The organism is Pseudoalteromonas sp. MMG007 (genome assembly GCF_018100985.1).
Taxonomy (GTDB): domain Bacteria; phylum Pseudomonadota; class Gammaproteobacteria; order Enterobacterales; family Alteromonadaceae; genus Pseudoalteromonas.
The window spans coordinates 221,736-234,523 of record NZ_JAGJEI010000003.1; the positions used below are offsets into that span (position 1 = coordinate 221,736).

Annotated in this window: 10 protein-coding genes; 7 read left to right on the forward strand and 3 right to left on the reverse strand. The window is 39.7% G+C overall.

Annotation, left to right across the window (positions count from 1 at the left end; all coding sequences use genetic code 11):
• Window positions 1–11: 11 nt before the first annotated feature.
• Both J8L71_RS06520 and J8L71_RS06525 read right to left on the reverse strand, forming a co-directional pair.
• Complete coding sequence (locus J8L71_RS06520; protein ID WP_210999831.1) at window positions 12–3,167, reverse strand: M1 family aminopeptidase; 3,156 nt, start codon at window positions 3,165–3,167, stop codon at window positions 12–14.
• Window positions 3,161–4,024: an ABC transporter ATP-binding protein gene (locus J8L71_RS06525; RefSeq protein ID WP_210999832.1), complete on the reverse strand. Its 864-nt coding sequence runs from the start codon at window positions 4,022–4,024 to the stop codon at window positions 3,161–3,163. Before J8L71_RS06525 ends, J8L71_RS06520 begins: the two co-directional genes overlap by 7 nt.
• 343 nt (window positions 4,025–4,367) lie before the next feature.
• Between J8L71_RS06525 and J8L71_RS06530 the strand changes: the two genes are divergently transcribed.
• Entirely contained in the window at window positions 4,368–5,876 is a 1,509-nt protein-coding gene (locus J8L71_RS06530) for a sensor histidine kinase (RefSeq protein WP_210999833.1), read from the forward strand.
• Window positions 5,870–6,550: a LytTR family DNA-binding domain-containing protein gene (locus tag J8L71_RS06535; protein ID WP_210999834.1), complete on the forward strand. Its 681-nt coding sequence runs from the start codon at window positions 5,870–5,872 to the stop codon at window positions 6,548–6,550. Before J8L71_RS06530 ends, J8L71_RS06535 begins: the two co-directional genes overlap by 7 nt.
• 68 nt (window positions 6,551–6,618) lie before the next feature.
• Here J8L71_RS06535 and yddG read toward each other — a convergent pair whose 3' ends face one another.
• Window positions 6,619–7,533, reverse strand: coding sequence for an aromatic amino acid DMT transporter YddG (yddG, locus tag J8L71_RS06540; protein ID WP_210999835.1), 915 nt, complete (start codon window positions 7,531–7,533; stop codon window positions 6,619–6,621).
• Between the two features lie 181 nt (window positions 7,534–7,714).
• Here yddG and J8L71_RS06545 point away from each other — a divergent pair, with 181 nt between their 5' ends.
• From J8L71_RS06545 to J8L71_RS06565, 5 genes are all read left to right on the forward strand, one after another.
• Window positions 7,715–8,368: a TetR/AcrR family transcriptional regulator gene (locus J8L71_RS06545; RefSeq protein WP_210999836.1), complete on the forward strand. Its 654-nt coding sequence runs from the start codon at window positions 7,715–7,717 to the stop codon at window positions 8,366–8,368.
• 3 nt (window positions 8,369–8,371) lie between these two features.
• Complete coding sequence (locus J8L71_RS06550; RefSeq protein ID WP_210999837.1) at window positions 8,372–8,854, forward strand: putative 4-hydroxy-4-methyl-2-oxoglutarate aldolase; 483 nt, start codon at window positions 8,372–8,374, stop codon at window positions 8,852–8,854.
• 333 nt (window positions 8,855–9,187) lie between these two features.
• Window positions 9,188–10,396: an amidase family protein gene (locus J8L71_RS06555; RefSeq protein WP_210999838.1), complete on the forward strand. Its 1,209-nt coding sequence runs from the start codon at window positions 9,188–9,190 to the stop codon at window positions 10,394–10,396.
• Window positions 10,393–11,967, forward strand: a complete 1,575-nt coding sequence (locus tag J8L71_RS06560) for a gamma-glutamyltransferase (RefSeq protein ID WP_210999839.1) — start codon at window positions 10,393–10,395, stop codon at window positions 11,965–11,967. Before J8L71_RS06555 ends, J8L71_RS06560 begins: the two co-directional genes overlap by 4 nt.
• Complete coding sequence (locus J8L71_RS06565) at window positions 11,964–12,788, forward strand: sulfite exporter TauE/SafE family protein (protein ID WP_210999840.1); 825 nt, start codon at window positions 11,964–11,966, stop codon at window positions 12,786–12,788. The genes J8L71_RS06560 and J8L71_RS06565 overlap by 4 nt, the downstream gene beginning before the upstream one ends.

A 12,788-nucleotide genomic window follows, 5' to 3' on the forward strand; every position in this document is an offset into this window, starting at 1 on the left:
AATACTTTTACTTATTCTAAAAAAAGTTTATTTATTAATGCTTCATGTTCTATCCCTGCTTCAAATTTTAATGCTCGTATAAAATCCATAGAATTGGCGGGATTGTTTGGATAACCATGATTTTTCCAAACCAACTTGAGCGCATTAATAATGGGTTCATCCCCAATAGCAGCGCGTAGCTTAGCAAAGACAATGGTAGCTCGCGAATATTGGTCAAAGCTTTGTGTAGCATCAACTAAAGCTGATCGCTCCTTTATGTTCATCAGCATATTTTGCTCATAGCGTGTTGTTTCATACTCAACCAGCGCTTGCATGGCCTTTTTCCCATAACGCTGCTCTATAACAACAAGCTCAATATATTTTGCCATAGACTCCACTAAAAAAGCGCTATCTGAAACTACCCCATTGCCAATATCATGGCCAAACCATTGATGCGCGGTTTCATGAACTGCACGGCGATAGCGTTGATCAAAGCCTGTATTAGCGCTTGGCTTTGCTCTAAAACCAACACTGTCTTCAATTAGTATAAGTTGCGGCAATGCATAACCTGTAGCACCCACACTAGGCGAGCCTATTAAATTCAATTGTTTTGCTCTATAAGGGCTTATATTATTAAGCCATTTTATTGTATCGCCCATTGCGCTTAGGTTTACAGCTATAGACTCCGCTCGTGCTGGCTCGTTTTTATCTTTAGCAAACACGTTTAACATTACGCCATTTTGCTGCTTGGTAACAGGGGAATAAGGCACCGTCACCCAAGCTGGGATTGCATTTATGGGTGTACGAGTCTCAAAATGAAATATTTCGCGGTCATCTTTACTGGTACGTGATATTTCCTCTCCTTGGGTTATAACCTGATAACCACTTGTTGTACTCACTTTACTCGACATAGTAAGCCACTGGTAATGAGTACTTGCTTCAGCCGTTTTAGCAAATAGCTTCGTAGGTCTAATCACCGTCTTCACTTTAAGTGCGTGTTGCTGACGAAGTATAGGATCGGTTAATTCATAATTACCTTGATAGCCAACAGTCGGCAATAAAGGCACTGATCGTATATAGCTAAATTCAGGGGTTATTATCTGATGCCCTCTTACTGGCCAAAGCTTAGCTTGATGAACATCAAACCGTGTAACTAGTTTACGTATTTCTCCTGGCTGCATTTCATTCTCAAACTTAAACACAGCTTGATTAAGTAAGGGAAAGCTTTTAGCCCTTTTCGCGCCATCGATTTCAATATCGGCCCATTTATAAAAACCAGAGCGCCCAACCAATATCTCTTTAATAGGGGCTTGATGGGTGTTTTTTAAGGTATATATTAAGGAAAAATGAGCTTGCTGCTGATACGGATAAAAGTCTACATTTGCATCAATGTGCACAATGTTTGGCTGTGCTACATTGCGCCATTGTGAGAATGCTTTTTCGTATTGTGATTTAAATGCCTCGCGTTTATGCGAGTTGGTTAAAGGCTTCTCCTCAACCAGTCTTAAATGTAATTGAGTAAATAGTGCCACAGTGATAATTAAAGGTATAAGTAACCAAAAATGTTTAACCCCCATTATTCTTCGGCTCAACCCGGCACCTCGGTGATTAAAAATCCCCGTAATTATAACTAAACTTATACACGCCCCTGACCAAACTGATATATAAGGCCAATAACTACTTATACTTGCACGATAACCCCAAAAGTTATCAGGTGCCTGCAAAGGCGTCCAACCAACACTCCACAATGTATGCGTGAGGCCAAGCTTAGTCATTATCGGTGTAAATTTGATCAGTAAAATAACAGCAATTAGCAAACCCGCAATAAGCTGCGAACGACACAAATTAAATACACACAAAAATACACACGCAACAATGGCAAGCACAATTGCCATCAAAAATAAAATAGTTAAATGTACTTCAAATTGATATGCACTGTGTAAAAACCACTGAGCTGCACTTGCCCCTAATAAGCTCATTGTTAAAAAAATCAATATCATAGTACCTAGGACTAATAACTGACTGTTTAAAAAGTAATATGTTTTGAGCGGTGTGGCAGCTATCAGCTCAGCTATATTATAGTATTTAGCGAAACAGCTTACTTGCCAGCTCCATAAAGCCATTAATAAGGTGCCAAACAACAATTGCATATCAAATGCATAATAACTAATCGCATCAAGGCTTGTGGTGCTCATCACACTCATTGGTTCAACATAACCAGACGACGAGGCAACACTATTAAAAACCATCACCGGCCAAACAAAAATAATCAGTAAAGTAACAGGGTGTAAAACCAAATTAACCAGCGTAATTTTGTATAAACTGGCGATCATCAAAAATGGTTTTTGCGTGACTCTCGCTGTTTTATATTCAGCGGGTTCTAACGTGTTGCAGCGAACGCATTCGTTAGTATTTTTACTTTTTTTACTCTTTGATAATGTGTGTTTTTTATTTTTACTAAAAGTAATATAAAAAATACCAACAGCAAGCATACTCACAACAACGCGATTAATAGCAAATGAAGCCCCTAATGAATTGGTTAAACTGTTTATTACGGCTGTGTATGCAAAAGGGTCAAGCCAAACAAATAATGTATAAAAGCGATTGCTTATAATACTACTTCCAGCAAGTAATGGATTTCCGGTAATACTTGCAAGCATTATGTAGCCTATCCACAACACCGTAAAAACAACATAATTGGGTAATGAAGTAGTTGATTTATGGCAAACAAAAAAGGCAACAACAACTAAAAAGCAGCTATTTGGTAACAACACTAAAAAGCTATTAAATACAGTAAAAGAAACCATATTTGGTATATAGCCCAATTGCCTTACTTGCATGTATATCATTACTAAATCACTGATTAAATTAATAATAAAAACCAAGCAAATCAGTAAGCATACTCTTGCTAAACTACGCTTAAATAAGCTAGTTTGCGTAGCATAAATAAGCTCCTGCATTGACGCGTGCTGATCTCGTAAAAATATAACAGGCGCCAATACTCCTACAAGGACAGGTAACTGCATCATTTGTAGCATTGTAATATTTAACTTAAATTGTTTTAACGAATTAACTTCAACTGCTGCAAGCCCAGAGGACAACATAACCGAAAATATTAAAGGGATAATAATGCACAGCCAAACAAGTGGTTGGCGCACTGAATATCGCCACTCATTAAAAATTAACATGTTTGACTTCCTTCATTGAGTGAAAAAAAGTACTTGTCTTGAAGCGTAGCGGGCGAGTTTATTGCATTTTGTGCAGGCGCTGTGTCTGCATAGACACGAAATGACGCTCTACCATAGCGATGGCTCTTACTTAATAAATGCTGATTTGGTATGCCTGTAGGTAAACTTTCGAGCTGCCAAATCTTACCTTCTAAAGGAACTAGTAACTCTTTTACGTCACCGCTTTGTATGAGTGCTCCTTGATCTATAATGGCCACGTAGTGACATAAATTTTCTACATCTTCAACAATATGGGTCGATAACAATACCAACCTATTTTGACTAATACTAACGAGTAAATTGTTTAAACTTTCTCGCTCCACAGGATCAAGCCCAGCAGTGGGCTCATCCATAATAATTAGTTTTGGGTTACCTAACAAAGCCTGAGCCACGCCAAAACGCTGCTTCATTCCTCCCGAAAAATTAACGACCTTTTTATTAGCAAACTGAGTCAAATTGGTTAGTTCAAGTAAGCTATTAATTTGGTTTTTGCGTGCATTACCATCTATGCCTTTTAATACGGCAATATGCTCAAGTAACGCCCGACAACTCATATTGGGGTATACGCCAAAATATTGTGGTAGATAACCTAGTTGCGATCTAAGTGCGTCTGGTTGGCTAATCACATCAAGGCCATTAAAATTAATATGCCCGGAGTCGGCATTTTGTAAACACGCGAGTGTGCGCATAAGTGTTGATTTACCCGCCCCATTTGGGCCAAGTAGACCGACCATACCGGCGGGTAGAGTGATCGTCACATCATTCAAAGCCTGCGTACCATCTGCGTATTTTTTGTTGATATTTTTCAATGTAAGCATTAGTTTCATCCTTAATTGGTATAGCACCAGATTAAGAAAGCAAGTCAATACAAGCGAGAAAATAATGGTTAACGTATTGAAATAAATGATGAACATAAAAAAGTAACGTTGGTCATTTAAATATAACCTTTCATCATTTAAATAAACGGCCTAGTATGCTTAAAATGGTTGCTAACCCTATGAAATAAAATAATTATTTTAAAAATAAATTATGATTGAAACAATTTTATGGATAAACTAGCGCGCTCAGCATAGTGAATTGTGCAAAGGTAATGTTTAAAATAAAAAGACAATTTTATCTAAGCGTATCTGCTCAGAAACCATAATAAAAACGGAGTCACATATGCAGCAAGCCAATACACCAATATGGCAACGCTTTAGCATTACCCAGCTAATAATTTTTTTACCGCTAATAGCTGCTATTATGCTCGACTCTCATATACGCTTTTTGTCATCACATATGGATTCAACTAGCCAATATCTGGCTATTAATATTCAACTTTTTTTACAGTGTACTCCCTTTTTTATTGCCCATGCGTTTGCATATCGTTTATTACTTACACCCGCAATCATAGTTTGGCTGTTAGGCTTTTTAGCCTATCCATCTCTCTTGCTAGTATTTAATAACCAGCTTCTTAACTTTTCGCAATGGCAATACCTTGATGCACAATGTTGGACACTGTGCGCATCTGCAAGTGGTATATGGCTTATTACTAAACGCACTAATAAAAATAACAATGTGTTGAGTAATAAATGGCTTAAATCCTTTTTTTCACTTGATACAGTCGTGTTTATAGTACTTTTAGGTTGGACAATAGTTACATCAAGCATACTCAATACGCACACTGATCCTATGTTAAACCAGCCTATTAAGCCTGTTATTGACGTTTATAAAGTATTCACACAGTTTGATACTTTTTTGGGTTACCTTTGGCAAATTACTGTTTGTGCCGGATTAGTATATGGTGTGTATTTATTAAATAGATATTTATTAATACGCTATGTATTAACCTATCATGGTGTACTGATGTTTTTGTTTGCAAGTTTAATAAGCCTCGTTGCACTTACACCTGTATTAACATCGTGCTTGCTACTGTTACCTATTAACGATTTACCCTCAGGCATTGCTAACTTAACACCTGGCGGTAATAATAATATTTTTAGCCCTGAAAATTATCAGTTCGTATTTTTGTTTTTGGCTATAAGCACACCGATTATTTTAGCGTTTGAACGACAGCAACAACACGTTCAAATTAGCAACATTGCCCAGCAACAAACAAAAACAGAGCTAAAGCTACTTCAACAGCAAATTAACCCTCATTTTTTATTTAATACATTAAACAACCTTTACGCGCTGACATTAAAAAAAGCAGATAATGCACCAGATCTTGTTATGCAATTAGCTAATTTACTGCGTTACAGTGTTTACGAAGGTCAAAAAGCACAGGTGAGTTTAGAAAAAGAAATCAATTACTTAAAAGGTTTTATTGCATTACAGCGTTTACGAAGTGCTGAGCGCTGTAACTTTGATGTGCAATGGCCTCAATATCAACAACACTATTTAATTTCGCCACTACTGTTAATAATGATTTTAGAAAATGCGATAAAGCATGGTGTAGAACCCACGTCACAAAAAGTAACCGTTGAATTCAAAATCACCATGGCCGATAACATACTAACGCTATTTTCCTCTAACCCTATTCTAACTAATAACAATTCAGAGCACGGCGTAGGGCTCAACAATTTACGCCGCAGGCTAACTCTTTTATATCCTAATAAGCACACATTAATTACTTATAAAAATAACACTCTTTGGCAAACTACACTTAAACTGGAGCTGGCTGCATGCTAAACACAATAATTGTTGATGACGAGCCGCTCGCTCATGAAGTGTTACTGCATCATCTAAGTACTCATAAAGATATTAATATAACAGGGCAATACCTTAACGCTAAAGATGCATTATGTGCTTTAGCCACATCATCTGTTGATTTGTTATTTTTAGACATAAACATGCCAGAGATATCAGGCATTGCATTACTAAAAGTGCTCGCGAATCGACCTCAAGTTGTTATTATTAGTGCATATCAAGAATATGCTTTAGCCGGTTTTGAACTTGACGTAACTGACTACCTACTAAAACCAGTCTCTGTGCAACGCCTTGAACAAGCACTCAATAAAGTACGAAAAAAAAGAAAACACATAACGCTAAATCCCAAGGTACCTCTGACTATTACGCTTAAAATCGATCGTGAAAAACATAAAATTCAATTAAGCGACATAGACATGTTTGAAGCGTATGGAAATTATGTAAAAGTATGGCAAGGTGAAAAAGCATTACTTGCAAGCTGTACTCTCAAATACATATTGCAGGAACTTGATACTTCATTTATTCAAGTCCACAAATCTTACGCTATTAACAAAAATAAAGTTGTTGCGTTAAGTAATGAAAGCGTTCAACTAGCATCAGGCGTGTCAGTTAAAATTGGCAAGTCATTTAAACAACAAGTGCGCGACATTATTTAACCTGAGATCTTATTTTATGTTTATCTAAAACATAACTTTAAGCTTTTCCCTAACAACGACTCTAGGCTCTAGACTTTAGCACTTAACCTTTGTGGCTTTTCTCGCGTTACAAAGTAGCAAATGAGCGAGCCAACCGTTACCAGCACAACCCCTTGCCAAAACGAAGCACTCAACGTAATAGATAGATACAGCGCAGAAATAATAGTAGAAAACACTGGAGTAAAATACGATAGTGTCCCTAACAACATTAAATTACCGCCAATAATCGCTTGGTTCCACAGAGCATAACCGCTCCCCACGACTACACCCGCTAATAATAATGTTAGGCTTGAGCCCAGTGAAAATGTTAATGGTGCTTCATTACTAAAACCATATTGGGCCCACAAGCTCATTGCCGTAACGCTAAAAAATAACGTAATGGCATTTTTACCATTACTTAGCTTTTGCGTTATTACGCAATAAATAGCCCATATAAACGCAGCTGCTAGTGCCATTAAATAAGTAGCGGGGTTATCTGCAAAGTTAGTAACAAGCGTATCCATCGACATTTCTTGATCGCCCGTAATACACCAAGCAACGCCTAAAAAAGCAATAATCATACTCGGGTAAACCCAGTAACTTACTTTTTTACGGCCAATAATAATAGAGAGCAATATAGTCAGTGTGGGCCACAAATAATTAATGACCGCCATTTCCATTGCCTGATGACGGCTATTTGCCATACCAATAGAAAGCGCTAAACAAATTTCGTATGCAACAAATAATAAAGTACCTACTACCAAGTAGCGCTTTGAAAAACCACTAAACTTGGGTACTCCCATAACCAAAATTAAAAATATCGCACTTACAGAGTACATAGCCGCAGCACCGCCAATAGGGCTAAACAACTCAGAAATATCCCGTAGTAACGCCACTAAACAGCTCCACAGTAATATTGCGACAACTCCGTATAGCGTATATTTATTTTTGCTTATAAAATCCATTTGCCAATCCAAAAGTACTACTTGTAAATTTGAAACTAAACTAACAGTAATTGTTTAATTAAACAATCAATGTGAATAGCTTAAACCACTTGCCTGTATTTAGCATTCATCCATTTTAGTAATTGACCTTTCGGTCAATAAAGATAAAATCAATCAACGCCTTAAATACAAATAAATGCTAATGAGCACTCAAACTAAACCAAATAAAAAAGAACTTACTCGAGAGAAAAACCAAACGTTAATACTCGATGCAGCAGAGCAATTATTTTCTCAGCTTGGTTACGACGGAACAAGCATGAGCATGATAGCCAAAGAGGCAAGTGTGCCTAAAGCTAATATTTTGTATTATTTCAAAAGTAAAGACGGCCTTTACGAAAACGTGATAGACCGCATTATTGCTCACTGGAACTTAGGCTTAGATAATGTAAGCCCAGACGATGACCCCGCACATGTGCTTTATAATTACGTTAAAAGCAAAGTAATACTTGCTGTAAACCAGCCGTTGCAATCGCGCTTATTTGCCAGCGAAATACTGCGTGGTGCACCTTACCTACAAAACTATTTTAGAACCAATACTCGCCCATGGGTAAAACAAAAAGTAGATGTTTTTCAGGCGTGGATCGATGCCGATAAAATGGATAATGTAGACCCATACCATTTACTCTTTACTATATGGTCAACCACACAATATTACGCAGACTTTCAAGCCGAGGTATTGTTAGTAATGAATAAGTTAGAATATGACGAAACCGATGTGGCACAAATAACGCAATCAATTGCCCATATTATTTTAAAAGGTATAGGTTTAAAAATACCTGAGCAACACGAGGCTTAACCCATGGATAACTTTACCACCCCCGATTTATTTGACGATCACCGCGATCACGTCCAAGTAGCCGACAGCGGCCTATGCCACTTTGGCAAAAAAACCACGTTTAGTGGCCAAGCAGTAACTGTTACCTGCCCAGAAGACAACTCTTTTGCCGCCGATATATTGCATGAAGATGGTAAAGGAAAGGTGCTGGTAATAAATGGTTTTGCGAGCAAACGTTTTGCTTTTATTGGCGATATAATGGCGGAGCGCGCCTTAAAAAATAGCTGGGAAGGCGTAGTTATTAATGGCTGCTGCCGTGATATTGAAATACTCGCCACTATGGATTTACCCGTTATGGCTTTAGGCTCTACTCCGCGTAGCACATTAAAGCGAGGATTTGGCGATAAAAACCAAGCAGTGACTATGCTTAGCACCACTATTAATCCTAACGATTGGCTATACGCCGATGTTAACGGTTTAATTATTAGCAGCGCCCCGCTTTTATAACCCTCTTTATAATACTATTTTTTACTACCAAGTTGGTGCAGTCTCGCACCAACTTGGTGTGTTTTAGCGCCAAAACCTCAGCTAATCAAATCTTACTTTTTCAAAAACATAGCTAAACACCAACAAATCTTGACCGAGCGGACAACTTTATTTTTTTGGCATTACTTTTGCTTAGCATTTAGGCAATATAATAGGTTAACCGATTAAAAAGCGGATCAGGCTCTGTAAAATAAAAATAAGATGTTACGCAGTGGGCTGAAAAATAAAAATAATAAGTTCGTCTTTTTAATCACCCTAACCCATTGGTCAAATTTGTTATAACGAGTGGTGATAATGAGTACCCAAAAAAACAATAACACGGCCGGTATTTTTTGTGACCATGGTCCAAAAGCATGGCAAACACATAATCAAGGTACGCTAAATAATAAGCGCCTTGCAGTAAAAGATGTATTTGCAGTTAAAGGCGAGCGCAACAGCGCAGGTAACCCTACTTGGTTCAAAGCAGCAAAGCCTGCACAGCAAACAGCGAGTGCCGTAAATAAGTTAATGAACGAGGGGTGTAGCTTTACAGGCTTTACCCATACCGACGAGCTTGCATACAGCTTAGAGGGGAATAATATTCACTACGGTGCGGCACAAAACCCAAAACTTAGCGGCCATGCAACTGGCGGCTCGAGCATGGGATCTGCAGCTGCCGTTGCCGCTAACTTAGCTGATATAGGCCTAGGCACTGATACCGGAGGCTCAATTAGAATTCCCGCAAGTTATTGTGGCTTATTTGGTATAAGACCCAGCCACAACGTTATTGAAAAAGAGGGTCTAATTCCGCTTGCTCCCCCTTTTGACACCATAGGCTGGCTTACCCAAAGTGCAAAACTACTAAGCGATGTAGGCAATGCACTGTTACCAAATCAAGCTATTAATACTGTGGATACCTTAGTTATTTATGAACCATTATTTGAGCTAGTAAGCCCTGCCTTACAAACACCTATTAAGCAGCTACTAGAACAAACCAAGCCTTATTTTAAACACCACAAAGAATTTAAATTGCCTAACAGCAACTTATTAAGCGAACTCGCTGATAGTTTTAGAATACTGCAAGGGCGAGCAATCGCAAAAACACATAAAGATTGGCTACAATTGCCGGGGCATCTTCCCCAATTCGCTCCGGCAATTGAGGCCCGTTTTAACATGGCGCTTGCCTTAACAAGTCAAGAAGAACAAGAAGCATTAAAAGTACACACTCAGTGGCAAACAATAATTGCTAAAAACCTAAACACAAATAGTTGTTTATTTTTGCCAACCACACCCACAACCGCACCTAAGTTGGGCGCCGACACAAGCGCCTTACGTATGCAAATCATCACTTTATCTGCCATTGCCGGCTTAAGCCGCTCGGCGCAAGTTCACTTACCATTGGCTAATTTAGAAAATGGTCATCCATATGGGTTTTCATTGATGATGAGCCACGGCAACGATAAAAGCCTGCTTGCCTGCGTACAACAATTAGCTGCACACTTTAAACAGGACACACTTGCATGAGCACACACAATATTGCATTTACTGCCCCGCACTTTTCAGCGACCGAAGCAGGCACCTTAATATTAAAACAAGGTGGTACAGCCACCGAGGCAATGGTAGCGGCCGCCGCTGCTATTAGCGTGGTTTACCCACATATGAACTCGATTGGTGGCGACAGCTTTTGGCTTATTGATAACCCAAATCAAAGCACACCCACAGCCATAGATGCATGCGGGCGCGCGCCTAGTGACATAAGCGCCTACAGTAATGAGCAACACATACCAGAGCGCGGCGGTTTAAGCGCGCTTACTCAAGCGGCCACCCTTCGTGGCTGGCAAAAAGCCCTTGAGGTAGATGAGCACGCAGCCCTGCCACTAAGTACTATTTTAGCGCCTGCTATTAAACTCGCTCGTGAGGGCTTTACCGTGACAAAAAGCCTGCAAGCGGGCTGCGAAAAACTGGCAAGTGTTGCTAATACCAACGATGCGTTTAAAGCACTATACGTACCCAATGGTCAGCCTTTACAAGCAGGGCAACACTTTAAAAACCCACAACTTGCCAATACCTTTGAACATTTAGCAAAACATGGTTTAAACGCTTTTTACGAAGGCACACTTGCCGACTCGTTTGCCCGCGATTTAGCAAACGCAGGCAGTGTTATTTCGTCTGCCGATATTGCCAACACGCAAGCCGATGTAGTGGCCCCACTGAATGCTAATTTATCGGGCATAAATTGTTATAACTTACCCGCGCCCACTCAAGGCGTGCATTCACTACAAATAATTGGTGCCGTTGATAAGTTAAAGCATTTAGCCAAAACCGATGCCGATTGGATGCACCTAATTGTAGAGGCCACAAAACAAAGCTTTACTCACCGCCCAAAATTATGGGCCGATCCTAGTGTGCTTGGGAATGATTATAAAAATGCACTAACTAATGAGCGCTTAAACGAGCTTGCCAACAATATTGATATGGACCAAGCCAAGCAATGGCCATTTAGTGCAGAGCCTGGCGACACTGTTTGGATGGCAGCACGGGATAAAAATGGTCAACTAGTTAGCTTTATTCAAAGTGTTTATTGGGAATTTGGCAGCGGCGTATTAATGAGTGAAGGAGGTTTTGTTTGGAATAACCGCGGCTTGAGTTTTAGCTTAAACGCAGAAGATACAAACGCTCTTAAATCACATAAAAAACCTGCGCATACGCTAAACCCAGCAATGGCTAAATTTGCCGATGGCAGACGCCTTGCCTACGGCACCATGGGTGGCGAGGGCCAACCACAAACTCAAGCCGTAGTATTTAGCGGTTACGCCTGGCGAAACAAAACGATTGAGCAAGCCATTAGCGACCCTCGTTGGTTATTAGGGCGCACTTGGGGTGATACCAGCACAAATTTAAAGGTAGAGCAAAGCTTAGTAATTCAACTTGAACATGAATTAAATCAACGTGACCACGATTGGGTAAGCGTTGATAATAACAATGAAATGATGGGTCACGCAGGGGCTATATTAGATGCACCTACTGGTCTTGAAGCCGCCACAGATCCTCGCTCAGATGGGCGTGCAATAGTAACTACAGCAGGAACACAATGACAGAAATAATAAACCAATGGCCCATTATTGCGGCCTTAATAGCAACCGGTATTTTTGCTGGTATTTTAGCAGGCCTATTTGGTGTAGGCGGCGGCATAGTAATTGTGCCTGTGTTGTACTTTTTACTGCAAGGCTTTGGCGTAAGCCCTGAGTCGGCCATGATGATAGCCACCGCAACATCGCTTGCCACCATAGTGCCTACGTCTATTTCGTCTATTCGCTCACACCATGCAAAGGGCAATATTGATCTTGCTTTAATTAAATACTGGGCACCGTTTATTTTAGTAATGGCTGTTGTAGGCAGCTACTTAGCGCACTCAATACGCGGTAACGCACTGGTACTTATGTTTGCGTGTATTGCTATTTTAGTAAGCCTTAATATGTTATTTAGAGCCGGTGCGCCTGCTCTTGTAAGTAAGTTACCGGGTAAATTTGGCCAAGGCATAATGGCAAGTATTGTCGGTGGCTTATCGGTCATGATAGGCATAGGCGGCGGTACAATTGGTGTACCTATGCTCAACGCATTTAACGTACGCGCCCATGTTGCCGTTGGCACAGCAGCGGTATTTGGTTTACTCATTGCGCTACCGGGCGTAATTACCTTATTAAGTATTGGCACAACGCCAACCGATGCTCCCCTAGGTACGTGGGGGTTAGTTAACCTCCCTGCCTTTTTTCTTATTATTCCGCTGACTATTTTATTTGCGCCTATTGGCGTAAAAATTGGTAGCAAGCTGGATCAAAAACAATTAAAACGCGCTTTTGCTGTTGTCTTAATGATCACGGGCATACGCATGTTAATTCAAACACTTGGAGCATAA

What these genes read in the sequence shown, in the direction of transcription:
- J8L71_RS06520 (WP_210999831.1), bottom strand. Translation starts at nt 3,167, where the DNA reads ATGTTAATTTTTAATGAGTGGCGATATTCAGTGCGCCAACCACTTGTT.
- J8L71_RS06525 (WP_210999832.1), bottom strand. Translation starts at nt 4,024, where the DNA reads ATGCTTACATTGAAAAATATCAACAAAAAATACGCAGATGGTACGCAG.
- J8L71_RS06530 (WP_210999833.1), top strand. Translation starts at nt 4,368, where the DNA reads ATGCAGCAAGCCAATACACCAATATGGCAACGCTTTAGCATTACCCAG.
- J8L71_RS06535 (WP_210999834.1), top strand. Translation starts at nt 5,870, where the DNA reads ATGCTAAACACAATAATTGTTGATGACGAGCCGCTCGCTCATGAAGTG.
- yddG (WP_210999835.1), bottom strand. Translation starts at nt 7,533, where the DNA reads ATGGATTTTATAAGCAAAAATAAATATACGCTATACGGAGTTGTCGCA.
- J8L71_RS06545 (WP_210999836.1), top strand. Translation starts at nt 7,715, where the DNA reads ATGAGCACTCAAACTAAACCAAATAAAAAAGAACTTACTCGAGAGAAA.
- J8L71_RS06550 (WP_210999837.1), top strand. Translation starts at nt 8,372, where the DNA reads ATGGATAACTTTACCACCCCCGATTTATTTGACGATCACCGCGATCAC.
- J8L71_RS06555 (WP_210999838.1), top strand. Translation starts at nt 9,188, where the DNA reads ATGAGTACCCAAAAAAACAATAACACGGCCGGTATTTTTTGTGACCAT.
- J8L71_RS06560 (WP_210999839.1), top strand. Translation starts at nt 10,393, where the DNA reads ATGAGCACACACAATATTGCATTTACTGCCCCGCACTTTTCAGCGACC.
- J8L71_RS06565 (WP_210999840.1), top strand. Translation starts at nt 11,964, where the DNA reads ATGACAGAAATAATAAACCAATGGCCCATTATTGCGGCCTTAATAGCA.